Annotated in this window: 16 protein-coding genes; 5 read left to right on the top strand and 11 right to left on the bottom strand. The window is 54.2% G+C overall.

What is annotated here, in order from left to right:
• Positions 1 to 700 precede the first annotated feature (700 nt).
• Both CHH28_RS16635 and CHH28_RS16630 read left to right on the top strand, forming a co-directional pair.
• Complete coding sequence (locus tag CHH28_RS16635; RefSeq protein WP_094061372.1) at positions 701 to 1,414, top strand: hypothetical protein; 714 nt, start codon at positions 701 to 703, stop codon at positions 1,412 to 1,414.
• Positions 1,411 to 2,217 carry a hypothetical protein gene (locus CHH28_RS16630; protein ID WP_094061371.1) on the top strand — a complete coding sequence of 269 codons (807 nt, stop codon included), beginning with the start codon at positions 1,411 to 1,413 and terminating at the stop codon, positions 2,215 to 2,217. The genes CHH28_RS16635 and CHH28_RS16630 overlap by 4 nt, the downstream gene beginning before the upstream one ends.
• A gap of 105 nt (positions 2,218 to 2,322) precedes the next feature.
• Here CHH28_RS16630 and CHH28_RS16625 read toward each other — a convergent pair whose 3' ends face one another.
• The gene (locus tag CHH28_RS16625) at positions 2,323 to 2,934 is read right to left on the bottom strand and encodes a LysE family translocator (protein ID WP_094061370.1); all 612 of its coding nucleotides are present in this window, start codon (positions 2,932 to 2,934) and stop codon (positions 2,323 to 2,325) included.
• A 203-nt stretch (positions 2,935 to 3,137) separates the two neighbouring features.
• On the bottom strand, positions 3,138 to 3,599 hold the full coding sequence (locus tag CHH28_RS16620; RefSeq protein WP_094061369.1) for an aegerolysin family protein: 462 nt from the start codon (positions 3,597 to 3,599) through the stop codon (positions 3,138 to 3,140).
• Positions 3,600 to 3,915: 316 nt separating this feature from the next.
• Here CHH28_RS16620 and CHH28_RS16615 point away from each other — a divergent pair, with 316 nt between their 5' ends.
• Positions 3,916 to 5,148, top strand: a complete 1,233-nt coding sequence (locus CHH28_RS16615) for a hypothetical protein (protein ID WP_094061368.1) — start codon at positions 3,916 to 3,918, stop codon at positions 5,146 to 5,148.
• Positions 5,149 to 5,182: 34 nt separating this feature from the next.
• Here CHH28_RS16615 and hrpB read toward each other — a convergent pair whose 3' ends face one another.
• A complete protein-coding gene (gene hrpB, locus CHH28_RS16610) occupies positions 5,183 to 7,606 on the bottom strand; it encodes an ATP-dependent helicase HrpB (RefSeq protein ID WP_094061367.1) in 2,424 nt (807 codons plus the stop codon).
• Between the two features lie 99 nt (positions 7,607 to 7,705).
• On the opposite strand from hrpB, the gene CHH28_RS16605 reads away from it, so the two are divergent.
• The gene (locus CHH28_RS16605) at positions 7,706 to 7,888 is read left to right on the top strand and encodes a hypothetical protein (RefSeq protein ID WP_094061366.1); all 183 of its coding nucleotides are present in this window, start codon (positions 7,706 to 7,708) and stop codon (positions 7,886 to 7,888) included.
• Between the two features lie 9 nt (positions 7,889 to 7,897).
• Here the strand turns inward: CHH28_RS16605 and CHH28_RS16600 are convergent, their stop codons facing one another.
• Both CHH28_RS16600 and CHH28_RS16595 read right to left on the bottom strand, forming a co-directional pair.
• Entirely contained in the window at positions 7,898 to 10,090 is a 2,193-nt protein-coding gene (locus tag CHH28_RS16600; RefSeq protein ID WP_094061365.1) for an EAL domain-containing protein, read from the bottom strand.
• A gap of 106 nt (positions 10,091 to 10,196) precedes the next feature.
• Positions 10,197 to 11,615, bottom strand: coding sequence for a 3-oxoacyl-ACP reductase (locus CHH28_RS16595; protein ID WP_094061364.1), 1,419 nt, complete (start codon positions 11,613 to 11,615; stop codon positions 10,197 to 10,199).
• A 352-nt stretch (positions 11,616 to 11,967) separates the two neighbouring features.
• Here CHH28_RS16595 and CHH28_RS16590 point away from each other — a divergent pair, with 352 nt between their 5' ends.
• Positions 11,968 to 13,266, top strand: coding sequence for an acetyl-CoA C-acetyltransferase (locus CHH28_RS16590; protein WP_094061363.1), 1,299 nt, complete (start codon positions 11,968 to 11,970; stop codon positions 13,264 to 13,266).
• A gap of 22 nt (positions 13,267 to 13,288) precedes the next feature.
• Here the strand turns inward: CHH28_RS16590 and sufT are convergent, their stop codons facing one another.
• From sufT to sufB, 6 genes are all read right to left on the bottom strand, one after another.
• Positions 13,289 to 13,816: a putative Fe-S cluster assembly protein SufT gene (sufT, locus tag CHH28_RS16585; RefSeq protein WP_233243642.1), complete on the bottom strand. Its 528-nt coding sequence runs from the start codon at positions 13,814 to 13,816 to the stop codon at positions 13,289 to 13,291.
• A 75-nt stretch (positions 13,817 to 13,891) separates the two neighbouring features.
• Positions 13,892 to 14,260: a HesB/IscA family protein gene (locus tag CHH28_RS16580; RefSeq protein WP_094061362.1), complete on the bottom strand. Its 369-nt coding sequence runs from the start codon at positions 14,258 to 14,260 to the stop codon at positions 13,892 to 13,894.
• Between the two features lie 20 nt (positions 14,261 to 14,280).
• On the bottom strand, positions 14,281 to 15,498 hold the full coding sequence (locus tag CHH28_RS16575) for an aminotransferase class V-fold PLP-dependent enzyme (RefSeq protein ID WP_094061361.1): 1,218 nt from the start codon (positions 15,496 to 15,498) through the stop codon (positions 14,281 to 14,283).
• A 13-nt stretch (positions 15,499 to 15,511) separates the two neighbouring features.
• A complete protein-coding gene (gene sufD / locus CHH28_RS16570) occupies positions 15,512 to 16,822 on the bottom strand; it encodes a Fe-S cluster assembly protein SufD (RefSeq protein WP_094061360.1) in 1,311 nt (436 codons plus the stop codon).
• Positions 16,823 to 16,836: 14 nt separating this feature from the next.
• On the bottom strand, positions 16,837 to 17,586 hold the full coding sequence (gene sufC / locus CHH28_RS16565) for a Fe-S cluster assembly ATPase SufC (protein ID WP_094061359.1): 750 nt from the start codon (positions 17,584 to 17,586) through the stop codon (positions 16,837 to 16,839).
• Between the two features lie 90 nt (positions 17,587 to 17,676).
• Positions 17,677 to 19,173, bottom strand: a complete 1,497-nt coding sequence (gene sufB / locus CHH28_RS16560; protein WP_233243641.1) for a Fe-S cluster assembly protein SufB — start codon at positions 19,171 to 19,173, stop codon at positions 17,677 to 17,679.
• Positions 19,174 to 19,264: the final 91 nt, after the last annotated feature.

The raw sequence follows: 19,264 nt of genomic DNA, 5'->3' as shown, positions 1-19,264 counted from the left end.
CAGGGCCCCGAGTTCAAAGTGCTGTCCATCAGCCAAGCACAGTGGTTGCGTGAAACCATGACTGCTGGCCTGTTAAAAGACGTTGGCACTATCACACCGCTGTTGCGATAACGCGCAATAATGTCATTGTGGCAATCGCTTCATCGTGGCAGTCGCTTCACTGTGGCCATGGTTTATTTATGGACTAAGGCGCAAGGACCAGCACGGCCGCTGCTGGTGCAGTCCGGCGTTGCTCGCGACGGAGTCAGTCTATGCAGTGGTATTCAGGCTTTTATGCGCGACAAAGTGAATGGCGAAAAATATTCTCGCAGGTGAAGCGTAGTGGCGAGCTTTTTTCGTTTTTATCCTGCAGCCACAGAAAAACGGCAGACAATTGCCGTAAGACGGCAAGATATGGCCGCTCAAGGGTGAAGTGGCTTGCAGGTTTTATTCGGCGTTCGCACGCCTTTCTCACATCTCATGCTCAGCTGTCACGCAAGCTGTGTGGCCTGTTTTCGATTGGCATAATACGTTTGTCGTTGTTCAAAAATGCTCTGAAAAATCATGCTCAATTATTATTGATATTTTTGTTATTCAGGCGGTTTTTAACTGTTAGTACAAACTTTGATAAGCACTGAAAATTGTCACGGTTGGTCAACCCTTTGCTGGTGTATCAACGCCTGATCGACTCAGGTTTTGCCACTATGAAAAGGATTTGACCATGAAAGTAACCTCGAAACGTTTGTTGCCATTACACCTCTCTGCATTACTTTGCTCTCTTGGCTGGTATGCCCATGCCGATGATTCTGCACCGACCTATTTAGTGTCGATTCAAGACAGCGAAGGCACTCATTTATGTAACGGCAGCTATATTGGTCAGCAGCGAGTATTGATGTCGGCCAGCTGCCAGAAACCTGCCCAGTTAACGCCGCTCGCTGCAGACCAAAGTGCGCCGGCGTCTTCTTTATCTACGGCGACACCCTCTGGTGTCGGACCGATTCCCTTCCCATTGCCCGGCTACCCAACTCAGGTGCGTTATACCTTGGCGGACGGTAGCAGCTCGACCACGTTCGCCATTCAAACACTGCGCGTGCACCCATTCTCTGGCGGCTCGGTCGTGGCAGAGGTGAATGGTGTTGCGGACGGAGTTCAGGCGCTGTCGTTGGCTTCTCATGATCTGATTAAAAAACTGGAGCAGGCGGGCAATACGTCAGTGTCTGTGGTGGGGCGCTATCAACAAGGTGATGCTGACATTACTGTATCCGGCTACCAGTTAGTGCCGTTGGACAATTGTGCGGCTGCCAGTGGTGACCCGCTGTCGCGCGAGTTGTGTCTTATGGGGGGCCACAGTTTTGCCAACTGCCCACCAATCAGCAGAGTACGGGTGCTGCTGTGGTGTATGAAACCGCTGGTGCGCCAATATTGCTGGGTATGAGTCAACTGCCTAGTGCGGTGCTCAGCTGTGAAAGCTGGGCGGCGAGCAGTCGTTACAGCGATTGGCTAAATTTGCTGCAATTAAAACAGCAAGGCCTGAGTTTGGCGACGGCGTACGACTTAGGCGAGCAAGCATTGTCTGCACCACAGACGTTTGATATCGAAATCACCAATACCAGCGCCGATCAAACTTTTAATCTGTCGAACCCGGCGCTGTTGAGTGGCAATGGCTTTGATATTGAAAGTAGCGACTGTGCAGCGCTCACACCTGGGCAGCGCTGTGTCGTCGAGGTACAGAGTACGCCTGAGCTGGCGCAAACCTATCAGGATATGGTCACACTCGAGGTGGATAACCTGCGTATCGGCACCTATGTTGCCGCTGCTTATCGTGACCAGGGTGCGATAGCCGGTGACGGCGTCGCCAGCTGGACCATGCTGGGTTGGGGTAAAACACCCAACGGCTCGGTGATGGTTGATAACGACTCAAATCGCGATGCGTTATTAGTGCGGGAGCAGGTGGTGGCCAATCCCAAAATCGTCGAGATTACCTACCGCGCACCGGGTTCATCCAGCTGGCATATGTTCCTGAACGTCAATCGTCAGGGGCTATTCGGGGACGGCGCCAACTTGGTACCTGCCAATACGCTCAGTGGCACCGAAGATCAGTGGGTAACACGAGAGTTTGAAATAACGGAGCCGGGTTTATTCCGTGTGTCGGTGACGCCCGGTTTGAGCTTGATCGGTCAGCCGCAACCGTTTACTGCTGAAATAGCCCAAATTTGTATCGATGGCTGTGATAACTAAACGCAGTACCCCTGGCAGCCTTGGCTGCCAGGTTTTCAGCAGTACTGCTGCGCACATTCTTTCGCTAGCCACGAATTACTCAGAGGCGAGCTACTAAAAAGCGCCCTAGTTCCAGATAGCAGCGGCCGCCAAAGAAAAAAATACCGTTGCTTGCGCCCATTCGCCCACGCCTTGTCGATTCGCTAAAACACCAGCGTATTGCTTTAATCGATGGGTGATCACCACCAGCGTCAGATCCACCACCGACATGATGGCATTTGCCAGCGTGCCAATAACAAACAACATCAACACCGGATGGGCGCTGTCAGCAGGCAGAAACTGTGGGATAAACGCCAAATAAAACAGCGAACTCTTTGGGTTCAGCACCTCCACCATCACACTTTCTTTGAATGATGCGGGTCTTTGCTGCGCTGTTGGTTCTGAGTGATGCCCCGAGTGATATAACCAATACAGATGCCGTGCCCCTATATATAAAAAATACAGCGCACCGGCATAGCGTAATGCATCGAACAATAGCGGCTGGGTTAATAAAAGTCCGGCAGCGCCGCTGGCCGCTACAACAACGTGCGCTTGTGAGCCACAAAAAATGCCTACGACAATAAATACACCTGAGCGCACACCTTCTTTGGCGGTACGAGAGACGGTATACAGCATGGCGGGTCCTGGCACTAAGGAAAATGCCAGGCATGAAATGACAAACAACCACGCGCTGTCCATGCTGAGTCCTATTGATTAGAAAGTTAACGACGGTAGCAGTAAAGCCGTTACGGATACACCGTTTTCAACCCGCTTGGGCGGAGCTTACGTGATATTGAAAGACGGAAAAAAACTCTACGGTCCCGGCCACCGAGTGGCGAGAATATTGACAGTAGACAGTGCTTCAAAATAGTACCCCACAGCCGGTGCTGTGGGGTGTCGAATCAGGATGCTTTCGATTGATGTTTGGCCAGTTGCTTACCGCTAATGGTTAAGGTAACGGTTTGATGATGGCCTTTGGGATGTGTTGGCTCCAGCGAGCTTTGACCAAGAAATTCAAAGTGATCATCTTCCGTATGGTCAAACTCAGCAATGTAATAGCTGTCACCGCTACCGTAAGGATGGTCAAAGCGACAACGCATAACGGTGGTGATGGGCTTGATGTCATTCAGGATGTAATATTCAACCACCCCCTGCGGGCCAATCATGGCACCCGAGCGATTGCATACAAAAAAAGTAACAGCTCCTTGAGCGGGAATGTGATCCGGGAAATAGTGATGCTTTGCGTTGTCCGAATGAGGGTCCGGTTTTTTGTCAAACTTACCGTGTTCGTCGACGGCGCTTTTAAACGCCCAGTCATAATCGGTATGGTTGACGAGGGTGATGGTGGCACTTCTTGCACTCATGGCGACCTCCTGGTCATTGCTCGATCGGTGGTGTCTCTGTGCTCGACGCGTAGGCTGACGCTTTGGGGGTGGGCCGTACTGCCATTGAACGCAGCAGAGATGCCTTAGGCATAGATAGATTGAGGGTATAAATCATTGCCATAATGTGACCTTGGGTAACTTATAGCGATATGCTAAAACCGAGTTTCGTTTTGATGACGGTGTGGAATGATAACCTTGGATTATCTCGCGCGTGGCCGGCTAGGTGTGCGATGTCAGAGGTTTAATCGGTGAGTCAGTCAGATGGTTTTTTGTGTTGGTGGGTTGAGGGATCTGTGTGATTGACAGTTTATTTTATCGCTCTGCTTTGACGCCATTTTTGGCAGCGCGATTACAGCAGATAAGCGAGCAGCTGGCGGAAGTGTGTGAGCAACAGTTGGCGGCCAACAGTGATAGCGATATTCAGCGTTATGTCGAAGCACAGTTATCTCTGAAGCCGCTGTCGATTTTTCGAGACAACATTCAGCACAGCTGGGTGCAAAAGCCGGTGGGGCTGATGGACGATCGCGATACACTGGTGTTTGGTCCGCGTGATGAAGTTCCGGGGGTCGAAATTCGAGTAGAAATTCCATACGCCGGTAGCGTGGAGTTGTGGCATCTGACTTCCAACACGCACCGTTTATCGTTCCCGATGGGTGAGCCCTGGCCCAGTGCCGACAACCCTAACGTGGGTTTGCTGTGCCTGGAATACTCATTGCCGTTGAGTAATGTTGAGCAGGAGGCGAAGCAGCGCTTTGAACAGGATCTGGCGGATATTCAGCGCCACATTGATGCACAAGCGCAGGAAATAGAGCACTTTCATCAGCAGCTGCAACAGCAGGTGAGTGCTGCGATTAAAGAACAACGTCGGCATTTATCGGTGGTGGAGAAAATTCCACAGCTGTTGGGAGTGCCCTTAAAACGCAATGAGCTGGCGCCAGACTGGCCAGATGCGCTACAGCCGACTGTGGTCAAACCGTTGCGCGCATCTGCCGCTGCAGAGCCTGAACTGTTAGAAGAGCAGTTTGCTCACATCCTAAAAATCATCCGCCTTGAAGGCATGTCGTTTGAGCGCGCTCCGACTACGTTTCAGCAGTTCGGGGAAGAAGCGCTACGCGATATTATTCTGGCGCATTTAAACGGCCACTACGAAGGCTCTGCTACCGGAGAAACCTTCAATAAATCGGGTAAAACCGATATTCATATTCCCATCGATGGGCGCTCGGCGTTTATCGCTGAGTGCAAAGTATGGAAGGGGCGCAAAAGTGTCATTGCGGCGATCGAACAGCTGCAACAGTATCTGACGTGGCGCGACTGTCGTGCGGCCGTGGTGGTATTTAATAAACATGTGGCGGGTTTTCACGGGGTGCTGACCGAAGTGTCGCAGTGGCTGGTGCACCACTCAGAGCTGGTAGCGCTGGACACCACCTCATTCGACAACGAATGGCGCTTAACCTTACGCTCGGCGGAAGACCCACAGCGCCTGATTCATGTACAGCTGATGGTGTTTAACTTGTATTGCAGCGAATAGCGAGCACTGTGACTGTTGCGGTCATTTATCACTGTTAGCGCCGGTTTTTTATGCTGTGTTGTCTCGGGATGTCGTTGGCTGGGTCCTCTGGCCAATGGTGTTTCGGGTAGCGTCCGCGCATGTCTTTGCGCACTTCGGCGTAGCTGCCGTGCCAAAAGCCGGGCAAATCTGCGGTGATCTGAATGGGGCGGTTTGCCGGTGACAACAGCTCGACACTCAACGGCGTGTGCGCCAGTCTGGGGTGCTGCTGGCAACCAAGAAACTCTTGTAAGCGCGCGCTGATGCGGGGCGGTTGTTGCGTGTAGTCGATGGTCAACTGACGACCCGCGGGACTGCGCCAGTGGATCGGCAGTTGGCTGTCCAGTTGCTCACTTTGCTGCCAGCTCAGCTGCTGGCGCAATAAAGCCGTCATATCCAATTGTGCGAGATGCTTTTGCTGACGCAACGACGCCACTGCTGGCAGCAGCCACTGCTGGCGCCTGGCTAGCAGGCCTTCATCGCTGCAATCTGGCCATTCACTGGGTGCCAATTGCGCCATTAACGCGACGCGCTGTTGCCACTGGCGAGCGGCATCGCTCCAAGGCAGGTCTTGCAGGCCCCGGCGCTCGAAGAAGCTGTCCCAGGCACTGAGCCATTGCTCCTCATCCAGTTGCTGCAGCTCGCGTTGTTCGATCACCAGCGCGCCCAGGCATTGCTGCTGCAAGGCTTTTAGCTGCCCTTGGGCGTTCCAATCAACCAAGGTGCGTTGCCGCAACTGCGTATAGGGCAGCTCAGTGATGCTCGCGATGGCGTCGATGCCTGCGGCCAACTCAATGTGTGCCGGCTGTTGACCGCCCAGTTGTGCCGCTACCAGCCAATCGTATTGGTGCAAATCGGTATCGCGTTTTAGTTGCACACCCTGGCCGGATGCCAACTTGGCGCTGTCGCTTTGATGGCGCCGCTGGGCAATGCGATCGGGAAAGGCTAGGTACAATAGCTGCGCCAGCGACAGCGGCGTTTTGCTGTCTGCCACCTTATGCAAGCGTCGCTGCCACTGCTGCGCCAGAGGCAAGATGCGTTGTTGCCACAAAGGGTGGCGGCGGGCGGCGTTTAGTTCACGTTCAATGTCGTCACTGCGCCGCATACTGGCTGGCCATTGTTGTAGATACGCCGCCAGTTCACACGCGGCTTGTGCGCATCCATGCTCGTTGGCCAAGGTCAGTGCATGGCTCCAGCGCGGCTCTAGGCCGAGTTTAGCGCAGCGCCGACCGTGCTCGCTGAGTTGACCGTGCTGGTCGATGATCGCCAGTTGAATTAGCAAATCGGTCGCTTGGCTGAGCAGTGCCTGCGGTGGAGGCGTCAGCCATAACAGCTCATCGGCGCCAGCGCCCCAGCGTAACAACTCCAGTACCAGTGCACTGAGATCCGAGCGCACGATTTCCGCGTCGCGGTGTGCCGCGCGGCCGTGGTGCTGACTTTGCGCCCACAAACGGTAGGCCTGCCCGGCTTGCTGGCGGCCGGCACGTCCGCTGCGCTGCTCGGCTGAAGCCTGCGCAATGGGCCGTGTTTGCAGCGTAACTTGCGCACTGCCGGGCTGGAACACCGCCACCCGTTCCAGGCCGGAATCGATCACCGTGGTAACGCCATCTAGGGTGAGGGAGCTTTCAGCAATGTTGGTGGCGACAATCACCCGGCGTTGGTGTTGTGGTTGCAGGGCGCGTTTTTGCTCTTTGTCCGATAGCTGACCGTGCAACGGTAGCAAGACAACACTGTCGTCTTGCCAGGCGTCGATGCAGGCACGAATGGCCGCCACTCCGGGCATAAATACCAACACATCACCCGCATGGTCTCGCAGTACCTGGCGCAGGATGCGTAGGCAATGCTGGGTGAGGGTTTCTTGTGGTTGCGCTGGACGATAATGCAGCGCGACGGGGTAGCTGCGCCCTGGCGCATGCAGGCATTGAGCTTGCAGCTGTTGCGCCAGAGCGTCGGCATCGAGGGTCGCCGACATCACCAGCAGGCGCAGATCATCACGCAACAGCTGCTGACATTGATGGCTGAGCGCCAGCGCTAGGTCGGCATGTAGGTGGCGCTCATGGAACTCGTCAAAGATAATCAGCCCGACGTCGCTGAGCTCAGGGTCCTGTTGCAAGCGCTGGGTCAGCAGGCCCTCGGTGATGATTTCCAATCGGGTAGCCGCCGACACCTTACGCTCTAGGCGAATGTGGTAGCCGACGGTTTGGCCCACGCTTTCGCCCAGCTGCGAGGCCATGTAAGTGGCCGCATTGCGGGCAGCCATGCGCCTGGGCTCCAGCATCAAGATGCGCTTTCCCTCTAACCAGGGCTGCTGCAACAGGGCTAACGGCAGGCGCGTGGTCTTACCCGCACCAGGCTCGGCGGTAAGTACAACGTTGTGGTTTTGGCTGAGGTACTGCTGGATGTCGCTGAGCAGGGCATCAATGGGCAAAGAGGTGGTCATACGTCGGAGTGCATCGTTTTTTCGGATGGCTCATATTACCATGTCACGTTGAAGCAGCCGTTCAGTGTTGCTCAGCTGTCCCCGATTGAGGAGTAAGCCATGTCATCCAATGTGGTATCACTGCAAGGTCGTCGCCAAACCTTGCAACAAGAACGCGACCATCAGCGCAAAGAAAAGAAAGTCGAGGAGCTGCAGCAGCGCTTTGCTCAGGCACTGCCCGATAAGCCCAAACCGGTGCGCGCCTACCTGAATAAAAAGCGGGCACAAAAGAAGCCGCGCTGAGCGCGGTTATCAGCTGATTTGCAGCAGGTATTCTTCGATGGCTGCTGCAGGCAGTGGGTGGCTGATCAAATAACCCTGAATAATGTCGCAGCCTTGCGCCAGTAGCAGCTGCTTTTCTTGCTCCGTTTCGATGCCCTCTGCGGTAACTTCCATATCCAGAGCATGACCCAAGTCGATCATGGTGCTGACCAGTGCTTGTTTGCGGGCATCCTGCTGCAGCTGCTGTACGAAGCTGCGATCAATTTTTAATTTTTGCACAGGAAAGGCCGCTAAATAGGACAGTGAGGAATAACCAGTTCCAAAGTCGTCGATGGCAATGCAAATGCCGGCTTGTTGCAGCTGTTGCAAAAAGGCTTGGGTATCTTGCTTGTTGTCGATCAACAGGCTTTCTGTGACTTCGACGACCAAGGCTTGCGGCGGCATGTCATGGCTGCGCTGCTGCTCGATGATGCGTTCTGCCAAATGATCGTCGTACAACTCGGCGGAGGATAAATTAACGGCTATCGGCACCGCACAGCCGAGTGCTTCTATGTGTTGATATTGACGCATGGCTGCGTCTCGCACCCAGTGACCGATGGCGCGAATTAAACCGGTTTTTTCCGCCAGTGGAATAAAACGGTCGGGGGCGACCAGGCCTAATCTTGGGTTGTTCCAGCGCAGGAGCGCTTCCAGTTGGCACACCATACCCGTGCGTAAGTGAATCAGCGGCTGAAAATACAGTTCAAACTGCTCCTCCTCCAATGCAGTGTGCAGTTCCTGATGCAAACTGGCTTGCTCGCGTGCTTCTTCGGCCATCTGCTGGTCAAACAGGCAATAGCCGTTGCGACCATTGCCTTTGGCGCCATACACCGCTTGGTCCGCCGCTTTCATCAGCCGCTCAATGGTGTCGCCGTGATCGGGATAAATCGCTACGCCCAGACTGGCGGTCACACGCTGTTGATGGATATGGCGCAAACGACAGGGTTTGCTGATGCTGGCGATGACTGAATGGGCCACGTCAATCCAGTCTTGCTGCACCAAGATGCCAAACTCATCGCCGCCGAGGCGAGCCAGTATGTCTTTTTCACCGATGCAATGACTGAGCCGGCTGCCGGTTTTGATCAGTAGCTCATCGCCGGCTTCATGGCCGAGTTGATCGTTAATTTCCTTAAAGTAATCCAAGTCCAACAGCATTAGGGCAAAGCGCTGCTGGTGTTTGTGTGCTTGCTCCATGCGTTTGGTCAGGTTTTGATAAAACAGATTGCGATTGGGCAGGTCGGTCAGGACGTCATAATTGGCTAGGTAATGGATGGTTTCTTGCGAACGTTTGCTTTCCGATACATCGGAAATTAGCAGCAGTGCGTATTGCAGCTCATCGGCTTCGTTGTGTACCTGCGATAAGCGCACGTCTGCCACGTAGCTTTCGGTGTTGCGGCGCTGACAGAGCAGCTCACCGTGCCAGCCGCCACGGCGGCGGCTTTGGGTTAACAAGCGATCAAACTGGCGCCTGTCCAAGCTGGGAGCGACCAAATCCGGGGTTTGGCCAATGAGTTGATGGCGGGCATAGCCAATGGACTGGCACAGTGCTGGGTTGGCATCGACGATGCGATGATTGTGATCGGTCACAATCAGTCCGACTGGCAAGTGTTGGGTCAATATCTGGGTCAGCTTGTGACGCTTACCCAAATGGCTGTGTTCAATCGCCGAGCAGGTCAATGACGACAAACTGGCCAGGGTATGCAGCTCGCTGTCACTCGGTGTTTGCGGTTGCCGGTGATAAATGGCGAAGGTGCCCAGCACTTGTTGGTCGCGGTTGAGAATCGGTTGTGACCAACAGGACTTAAGCCCAGCTTTGTGCGCCAGGTGTTTGAACTCTCGCCAAAAGGGATGGCGCTGAATGTCTTCTACTACCGTCAGCTCACCCGTGGCCGCCGCATTGCCACAGCTGCCAACACCGGCGGCGATTTTAACGCCGTCGATGGCTTGGTTGTAATTGTCCGGCAAGCTGGGGCCTGCACCATGGCGCAGGAACTGGCCATCTTCGCTAAGCAGTAGAATAGACGCCAAAGCGTCTGGCATTTGCGTTTCCAGCAGCTCAGCAATGGCGGTCAGAATGCTGGCCAGAGGCTGACCGGAGACAATCTGCTCCAGTAACTCTGTGTAAGTCTCAACAGCGGCATCGTTTTGTGGACCCGACGATGCCGCGGGCGGTGGATTCTGCATACAGGCGGCTTTTGCAACGACAATCCCGTGCAAGTATAGACCGCCTATCCGCGCCCAGCCTTTTGGACCAGACGTTTAGATCAGCCGCATATATCAGACGCTTAGATCAGGCACCGACCAGCGACTGACCGCATACGCGCACAACATTGCCGCTCACGCCACCCGATGCCGGGTTGGCAAAAAATGCGATGGTCTCGGCCACATCAATCGGCTTGCCGCCTTGTGACAGCGAGTTTAGGCGTCGGCCCACTTCGCGCGTCATAAAGGGAATGGCATCGGTCATGGCGGTTTCAATAAAGCCGGGCGCAACCGCGTTGATGGTGATGTCTTTTTTCGCCAACTCATCGGCCATGTATTCCACGTAACCGATGACGCCGGCTTTCGAGGCGGCGTAGTTGGTTTGCCCCATTTGCCCGGCAATGCCGTTCATCGATGATACACAAACGATGCGGCCACCTTTGTTGAGTGTGCCCTGATCAAACAAGGCTTGGTTGATGCGCTCTTCGGCGGCCAAATTGATGTCGATGGTCATTTGCCACCAATGCTCGGGCATATTGGCCAAGGTTTTATCGCGGGTGACGCCTGCGTTGTGAACCACAATGTCGGCACCGCCCTGCGCTTTCAGTGCGTCGGAAATCTGCTGTGGTGCGTCGTCTTTGCTGATGTCGGCAACAATGTATTCACCAGCAATCTCGGCCATGACGCGGCGTAAATCGGCTTCCGCCGGGGCGATGTCCAAGCCAACGACGGTGGCACCGTCGCGACTTAAAGTACGCGCAATGGCCTCGCCAATGCCGCGTGAAGCACCCGTGACCAAGGCTACCTTGCCTGCCAATGGCTTGTGCCAGTCGGGGTAGGACGCGGCTTTGCTGGCGCGCACAGTGACTACCTGGCCGTCGACGTAGGCAGATTTGGCGGACAATAAAAAGCGCAGCGATGAATCCATGGCGCTGTCTGCACCTTCGGCAACATAAAGCGTTTGGCAGGTGGCGCTTTTTTTCCCGATCTCTTTGGCGACACTGCGAGAAAATCCTTCCAGTGCACGCATGGCGGCGGCTTGCTCGCCAGACTGGGCTTGCTTCGGTGGGCGCCCAAGCAGTAGCACCCGGCCGTTGTTATTCAAGCGTCGCATTACCGGATTAAAAAAGTAGTACAGCTGGTCCAGATCCTGCGCGTGGCTAAAACCGCTGGCGTCGAATATCAATGCGTCGAATTTTTCGCGCATGTCCTTGCTGCACTCGATGCCGGTCAGCGAGATGCCTACTTTTTCGCCAGCGTTCACCAGCAGAGCGGCGTTGCGCGCAGCGGCAGGAAAATACACCTGCGCGTCGCTGTCTTTTAAATTACGCAGCGTGTCTTCCAATAGCGCGGCGTTGTCACTGCCGCTGAGCAGTACCTTGCCGGAAAAAAACGTGGCTTGCTCTGGGCGGTAGCGCTTAAGCTCGATCGGTGTTGGCAGGCCAACGGTTTTTAGCAAATTGCGGCCCAGGTTGTTATTCAACATGGTTTCATAAAAGTTGCTCATGGTGATTTCCTGTAATCCTCGGAGGTACTGTCCAGTCAATTCGTCGCCCGTGGGGTAACACGCTGCGGGCACAATAACACGCATCGGATTACAGCAGGTCCAGGTCTGAATGAAATTGACGATTGCCTGAGCAAATTGCGTCAGCTCAGCCAATGCTGCCGTCGGCCAACGCCCTAAACTGAGGCTCGCGACAGTGGGTTTTGGCCTGTCGCGAGTGGTGACTGAGCTTCTTAGTTGGTGGCCTGCAGCGGATGAAACAATACCGCGCGTTTATACGGGGCGATCGACACAGGAAGCACGCGGTTTGAATGTTGGCAGTGCGTCTGCCCGGTTTGCATGTAAGGATGTTTTTATGACTCAGACAGTACGTCGTGTTGCCATTATTGGTGGTAACCGTATTCCCTTTGCTCGTTCTAATACTGCGTATTCCTACGCTTCCAATCAGGATATGTTGACTGCGGCGTTAAATGGCTTGGTCAATCGCTATCAGTTACAAGGCGAGCGCATCGGCGAAGTGATCGCCGGTGCGGTGATTAAACACAGCCGGGATTTTAATCTGGCGCGCGAATCGGTGCTGAGCACCAGCCTAGACCCACAAACGCCAGCAACAGACATTCAGCAAGCGTGCGGCACCGGATTACAGGCGCTGATGATGGCCGCCAATAAGATTGCTTTGGGGCAAATTGACAGCGCCATTGCCGGTGGGTCGGACACCACCAGTGATGCGCCCATTGGTGTCAGTGAAGGGCTGCGTAAAATCCTGCTGGATATGAATCGTGCCAAAACCGCTGGTGATCGGCTTAAGCTGGCGCTGAAAATTCGCCCTAAACATTTGCTGCCGCTGATTCCACGCAACGGTGAACCGCGAACCGGTTTGTCCATGGGGGAGCATACGGAGATCACCGTTAAAGAGTGGGGTATTGGCCGCGAAGAGCAGGATCAAATTGCGTTTAATAGTCATGAAAATCTGTTGGCGGCCTACGAGCGTGGCTTTTTCGACGATTTAGTCACGCCGTTTATGGGGTTAGAGCGCGATAACCTAGCGCGCAAGCCCGATCTCGAAAAACTCGCCAGCTTGAAGCCTGCATTTGATAAGAAGTCTGGCCAGGGCACTCTGACGGCGGGGAATTCATCGGCACTGACCGACGGTGCGTCGGTGGTATTACTGGCCTCTGAAGAGTGGGCCAAAGCGCATAATTTGCCGATTAAGGCGTACCTGTCGTTCCATGAGACGGCGGCGGTCGATTTCTTTGGCAAAGACGGCAATAAGCAAAAAGAAGGGCTGCTGCTGGCGCCAGCATATGCCGTACCGCGCATGTTGCAGCGTGCTGGCTTAACCCTGCAGGATTTCGACTTTTATGAAATTCATGAAGCATTTGCCGGTGTGGTGGCATCGACCTTAAAGTGCTGGGAAGACGATGACTTTTGCCGTCAGCGTCTTGGCCTGGACGGTGCCTTGGGCAGCATTGATCGCAGCAAGTTGAACATCAATGGCTCATCGATTGCCACTGGCCACCCATTTGCGGCGACGGGTGGGCGCATTGTCGCGTCACTGGCGAAAATGCTGGAAGAAAAGGGCTCAGGACGCGGCTTGATCTCTATTTGTGCGGCCGGTGGGCAGGGCGCCGTTGCTATTTTGGAGCGGCCATAAAAAAACCGGCAGTGGCCGGTTTTTAAAAGAACAGCCCGGCTTCCAGCTGGGCTTCTTCGGTCATCATGTCTTTGTGCCAAGGCGGATCAAATACCAGCTCAACCTCGACCGATGCAACGTTGGGTACTTTGGCAACTCGGTATTTTACATCCGATACCAGCACCGGCCCCATGCCGCACGTCGGCGCCGTCAGTGTCATGCGAATGGTCACTGCGTGAGCGTCGATGTCGATGCCGTAAATCAGTCCCAAGTCGAGCAGGTTGATCGGAATTTCTGGGTCGTAGATGGTTTTCAGTGCTTGGCGTATCTGATCTTCGTGCACCAGGCCATCGCCGCGCTGTTCAAACTCAATGACTTCGGTTTCTAGGCCCAATGCGCTGGCGTCTGTGCCGTCGACACGCAGCATATTACCATTCAATGTGACGGTATAATTACCGCCCAGTGCTTGGTTGATGGTGACGAAAGATCCCGCCGGGATCATCGTAGGGACGCCGGAAGGCACGGCCCGAGCTGGGCACTCCTGCTGGGCGACCACCATACGTTTTTCCACAAATACGCTCCTGACAATGTCATCTGTTGACCAGAGCAGGTTCCCTTTGCTCGGTTTTCGTTTGCAAGTTGGCCGTTAAACCGAAAATGACTCGCCGCAGCCACACAGGTCTTTGGCGTTGGGGTTATTAAACTTAATGGTGCTGTTTAACCCTTCGGTGCTGAAATCGATTTCGGTGCCGCGCACAAACTGGGCAGCATCGGCGGCGACGAACAATACCAGATCGTCAGCTACCTGTATGCGCAAGTCGCTGTCTTGCGGCTGTTCGACAAACTCGATGTCGTACTTAAAGCCAGAACAGCCGCTTTTTTTAACCGCCAAGCGAACGCCTTGTTTGTCGCCTTGTTTCGACAGCTGCTTCTGCACATGAGCAATCGCAGCGGCCGTCATGCTGACCTGGTTAACCTCAGCCTGACTGGCAGGGTCAAATGTTTCGATCGTCATAGAATTTCCTCCGTGCGTGTCTACAGCAAAAACAGCTTGGCTTTTTCTAAGCCAGCAAACAAGGCGTCTACTTCGTCCACTGTGTTGTAAAAACTGAACGATGCTCGCACCGAGCCTGGCACACCAAACTGCTCCATGATGGGCATGGCACAGTGGTGACCCGTGCGCACAGCAATACCTTGTTGGTCAAGCAGGGTGCCGACATCGGCTGGGTGGGCGCCGTTTAATACAAAACCAAAAATACTGGCCTTATGTTCGGCATCACCGATTAAACGCAGCTCGGCCATATCCGCGGCCAAAGTGCGAGCACGTTGCAACAGTTGATGCTCATGCGCCAGCAAAGCATCTCGGTCCAACCCTTGCAAATAATCCACTGCCGCAGCCAAGCCGATCACACCGGCAATATTGGGCGTACCCGGCTCAAATTTAAATGGCAGTTGATTAAAGGTGGTTTGTTCGAAGCTGACGTGCTCGATCATTTCGCCACCGGTTTGGTAGGGCGGCATGGCTTCTAGCAGGGCTTCTTTACCATACAGCACACCGATGCCAGTGGGGCCAAACAACTTGTGGCCAGAAAAAGCAAAAAAGTCGACGTCTAATGCTTGTACGTCAATGTCCCAATGAGCCGTTGACTGAGCGCCGTCGAGTAGCACTTTGGCGCCAACGGCGTGGGCTTTGGCGATCATGTCTTCCACCGGATTGATGGTACCCAGTGCGTTCGACACATGAACGATGCTCACCAACTTAACGCGGTCGTTCAATAACTCAACAAAGGCCGGGTAATCCAACTCGCCACGTTCATTGACAGGAATGACCTTCAGCTCCGCGCCTTTACGCTGCGCCAGCATTTGCCAAGGCACAATATTGGCGTGGTGCTCCATGGCGGAAATCAGAATCTGATCACCGGCTTGTAAACTGTCGCCAAAACTGTGCGCCACCAAGTTAATGCTCTCGGTGGTGCCGCGGGTCCAAATGATTTCTTCGGGCTTAGCGGCATTAATAAATTGCTGCACGGTTTTACGCGCTTGTTCAAACGCGTGGGTGGCGCGGTCACTCAGGGTGTGCGCACCACGGTGGACATTGGAGTTGTCGTGGCGGTAATAGTCGCTGATGGCATCAATCACCACCTGCGGCTTTTGTGTGGTCGCGCCATTGTCCAGATACACCAGAGGCTTTCCATTGATCTCCTGGTGCAGTGCCGGGAAATCGGCTCGCAAACGTTGAATCAGGTCGCTCATGGCAAACCTCCGGTCAGATCAAATGGCGGCTAAGTTGGTAATCACGGCCGAAACGACGCGCTAACACTGGGCGTAAATACTGCACCAAGGCGTCATCTGGTTGCGATTCCAGCAACTCATTAATAAAACCAAAGCTCAGCATGACTTCGGCTTCATCTCGGCTAATGCCGCGACTTTGCAAATAAAACAGTGCTTTTTCTTCCAGCTGAGCCACGGTGGCGCCGTGTGCACATTTCACATCGTCAGCGTAAATTTCCAGCTCAGGCTTGGTATTGATTTCGGCAGTATTGGTCAGCAGCAAGTTTTTGTTGCTCAGTTCTGCCAAGGTTTTTTGCGCATCGCGATGAATATGAATGCGACCATTAAATACCGCTTTGGCTTTGTCGTTCATGATGCCACGGAACACCTCATTGGAGGTGCAATGTGCGGCGGCATGTTCAATGCAGGTATGAAAATCCACCAGCTGCTGGTGTTGCGGCACGTACACGCCGTGCATTTCGCAATGGGAGCCGCCTTCGTTGTGGTTCACCACCAGATCGTTGCGGTTCAATCGGCTGCCAAGGCTCAAATGGAACGAGTGGTAGCGCGCATCTCGCGACAGGTCGGCGTGCACCGCACCGATGTGCAGAGCATCTTCTTGCATCAGCTGCAACCGGTAGTGCTGCAATTGCGCGTTGGCCGCCAAGTGGATTTCTGTCACCGCGTTGGTAAAGCTGTTTTGTGTATCGCTGGCGGAGTCGTAATGTTCTATCAGCGTTGCTTCTGCTCCGCGCTCCAACACCACCAACAAGCGGGCGTTCACGCTAAATGGCGTGGCCTGTGGTGTTGTCAGCCAAGTGACTTGAATGGGTTGCTGCAGTTGTTGGTTGGCACTCACATGCAACAGCACACCGTCGCTGGCGGAGGCGCTGTTCAATTCATTCAACCAATGACGCTGACTGCCGCGCATGACCGAATCCAGGTGTTGGCGAATCAGTGCTTGCTGGCTGTCGTCGGCTTGGCTAAACAAGGTGACTTGTTGCAGTGCATCGTGACTGGACAGCTCTGGCGATAAACGACCGTTAACGAACACCAAACGATGGCTGTTCAATGCCGGAATGGTGGCGTATTCATCTAAGCCAGCGGCGCTGTGTGTGTCGGCGCTGGCAGCGTAATTGCCTTCCGTTAACGCCCGCACGGGCGTGTATTTCCACAGCTCGGTTTTACGCGTTGGAATACTGGCCTCGGCGAACAGTTGACGGCTCTCGCCGGTGGCGTGTTGCAACCAGTCAGGCTTGTTGGCGCTGTCGGCCAGACTTAAATGCTGTTGAATAAAATCGCTCATGACGGCTACTCCGATTATTCCGCAGCGGCTTCAAGCCAGCCGTAGCCTTTTTCTTCCAGCTCGAGGGCCAGTTCTTTGCCGCCCGATTTGATGATTTTACCGTCGGCCAACACGTGGACGTAATCAGGCACGATGTAATCGAGCAGACGCTGATAATGGGTGACGACAATAAAGCTGCGATTGCTGTCGCGCATGGCGTTCACGCCTTCGGCTACGACCTGCAGAGCATCAATATCCAGGCCCGAGTCGGTTTCATCCAAAATGCACAAGCTTGGCTCGAGCAGCATCATTTGCATTAGCTCGTTGCGCTTTTTCTCACCACCGGAAAAGCCTTCGTTAACGCCACGCTTCAAAAAGCTCTGGTCAAGGTTCACGGCTTTGCACTTTTCCCGTGCTAACTTCAGAAATTGCACAGAGTCCAGCGCGTCTTTGCCTTGCTGCTCACGCACAGCATCGACGGCCGCTTTTAAAAACTCCAGATTCGATACACCTGGAATTTCTACTGGGTATTGAAACGCTAAGAATACGCCCGCACGTGCACGCTCTTCTGGGTCTAGTTCGAGAATGTCTTCGCCGTTTAATGTGGCGCTGCCCGATGTGACTTCGTAACCTTCACGACCAGCCAGAACATTGCCTAAGGTACTTTTACCGGCGCCATTTGGACCCATAATGGCGTGCACTTCACCCGGTTTTACCTCCAGGTTCAGCCCTTTAAGAATGGCCTTGTCGTCGACGTTGGCGTGCAGGTTTTGAATGCTGATCATAGTTGCCTGTACCTTACTTGGTCCGGTGCCCTGTGTGGCACCTGAAAAATCGTAACAGGCCCATGGGTGGGCCAGATGAATTCGGGGCGATTAACCGACGGAGCCTTCCAGCGATACTTCCAATAACTTGCCTGCTTCGACGGCAAACTCCATTGGCAGCTCTTTAAAGACTTCTTTGCAAAAACCATTAACGATCATGGAAACGGCTTTTTCGGTGTCGATGCCGCGCTGCTGACATAAAAACAGCTGGTCATCGCTCACCGTTGAGGTGGTCGCTTCGTGTTCTACCACCGCTGACGGATGTTTGCTCTCGATATACGGGAAGGTATGCGCCGCACATTTATCGCCAATCAGTAACGAGTCACATTGGGTGTAATTGCGCGCACCTTCGGCGCTTGGGTTCATGCGTACCAAACCGCGGTAGGCATTTTCGCTTTTACCGGCAGAAATACCTTTGGAAATGATGGTGGAGCGGGTGTTTTTGCCCAAGTGAATCATCTTGGTGCCGGTATCGGCCTGCTGATAATTATTGGTCAGAGCAACGGAATAAAACTCACCGACAGAATTGTCGCCTTTGAGAACGCAGCTAGGGTATTTCCAAGTGACAGCAGAGCCGGTTTCGACTTGCGTCCAGCTGACTTTGGCGTTGGTGTGAGCGACCGCGCGTTTGGTCACAAAGTTATAAATACCGCCTTTGCCTTCTTCGTCGCCTGGGTACCAGTTTTGTACCGTGCTGTATTTGATTTCGGCATCGTCCAAAGCCACCAACTCGACCACTGCCGCGTGCAGTTGGTTTTCGTCGCGCATAGGCGCAGTGCAACCTTCGAGGTAACTCACGTGCGACCCTTCGTCGGCAACGATCAGCGTACGCTCAAATTGACCGGTTTTGGCTTCGTTAATGCGGAAGTAGGTCGACAGCTCCATTGGGCAGCGCACGCCTTTTGGAATGTAGACGAACGAGCCATCAGAGAATACCGCTGAGTTCAGTGCGGCATAGAAATTGTCTTTTTGCGGCACCACAGAGCCGAGATACTTTTTAACCAACTCTGGGTACTCGTGCACCGCCTCAGAGATGGGCATAAAGATGACGCCGGCTTCGGCCAGTTTTTCGCGAAAAGTGGTGGCGACGGAGACCGAGTCAAACACGGCATCAACGGCGACGCCGGCCAGCGCCATTTGCTCATGCAGCGGAATGCCTAATTTTTCGTAGGTGCGCAGCAGTTCCGGGTCGACTTCGTCCAGGCTTTTGGGTTTGTCGGCCATGCTTTTCGGCGCGGAATAATACGACAAGGCTTGGAAGTCAGGCTTTTCGTAGCTGACGTGCGCCCATTCTGGTTCTTGCATGTCTTGCCAGGCGCGAAAGGCTTTTAGTCGCCACTCGGTGAGCCACTCAGGCTCGCCTTTTTTGGCCGAGATAAAGCGCACAACGCCTTCGTCTAAGCCGGGTGCGATGGTGTCGGACTCCACCTCGGTGACAAAACCGGCTTTGTATTCTTTGCCAATACGGCGACCAATTTCGGCGTCTTTGCCTTCCAATACCACGCCGTCGGTGCTGGCGGGAGTTGGGGTGTCAATTTGGCTGCTCATAATGATCTCTCTCAGCGGCTTAAATGCCTGATGTTGTTCTGCGTCGGAGTCGGTGCTCCAACGCAGTTGCTGGCTATTTCCGAGTATTTTA

Source organism: Bacterioplanes sanyensis, assembly GCF_002237535.1.
GTDB classification, from domain to species: Bacteria; Pseudomonadota; Gammaproteobacteria; order Pseudomonadales; family Oceanobacteraceae; genus Bacterioplanes; species Bacterioplanes sanyensis_A.
Note: the sequence above shows the minus strand (reverse complement) of the source record. Positions and strands in the feature narration are given on the sequence as shown.

Coding starts and splice junctions, on each gene's coding strand:
- CHH28_RS16630 (WP_094061371.1), top strand. CDS start 1,411: ATGAGTCAACTGCCTAGTGCGGTGCTCAGCTGTGAAAGCTGGGCGGCG.
- CHH28_RS16595 (WP_094061364.1), bottom strand. CDS start 11,615: ATGAGCAACTTTTATGAAACCATGTTGAATAACAACCTGGGCCGCAAT.
- sufB (WP_233243641.1), bottom strand. CDS start 19,173: ATGAGCAGCCAAATTGACACCCCAACTCCCGCCAGCACCGACGGCGTG.
- CHH28_RS16580 (WP_094061362.1), bottom strand. CDS start 14,260: ATGACGATCGAAACATTTGACCCTGCCAGTCAGGCTGAGGTTAACCAG.
- CHH28_RS16575 (WP_094061361.1), bottom strand. CDS start 15,498: ATGAGCGACCTGATTCAACGTTTGCGAGCCGATTTCCCGGCACTGCAC.
- sufD (WP_094061360.1), bottom strand. CDS start 16,822: ATGAGCGATTTTATTCAACAGCATTTAAGTCTGGCCGACAGCGCCAAC.
- CHH28_RS16635 (WP_094061372.1), top strand. CDS start 701: ATGAAAGTAACCTCGAAACGTTTGTTGCCATTACACCTCTCTGCATTA.
- CHH28_RS16625 (WP_094061370.1), bottom strand. CDS start 2,934: ATGGACAGCGCGTGGTTGTTTGTCATTTCATGCCTGGCATTTTCCTTA.
- CHH28_RS16620 (WP_094061369.1), bottom strand. CDS start 3,599: ATGAGTGCAAGAAGTGCCACCATCACCCTCGTCAACCATACCGATTAT.
- hrpB (WP_094061367.1), bottom strand. CDS start 7,606: ATGACCACCTCTTTGCCCATTGATGCCCTGCTCAGCGACATCCAGCAG.
- CHH28_RS16600 (WP_094061365.1), bottom strand. CDS start 10,090: ATGCAGAATCCACCGCCCGCGGCATCGTCGGGTCCACAAAACGATGCC.
- CHH28_RS16605 (WP_094061366.1), top strand. CDS start 7,706: ATGTCATCCAATGTGGTATCACTGCAAGGTCGTCGCCAAACCTTGCAA.
- sufC (WP_094061359.1), bottom strand. CDS start 17,586: ATGATCAGCATTCAAAACCTGCACGCCAACGTCGACGACAAGGCCATT.
- CHH28_RS16590 (WP_094061363.1), top strand. CDS start 11,968: ATGACTCAGACAGTACGTCGTGTTGCCATTATTGGTGGTAACCGTATT.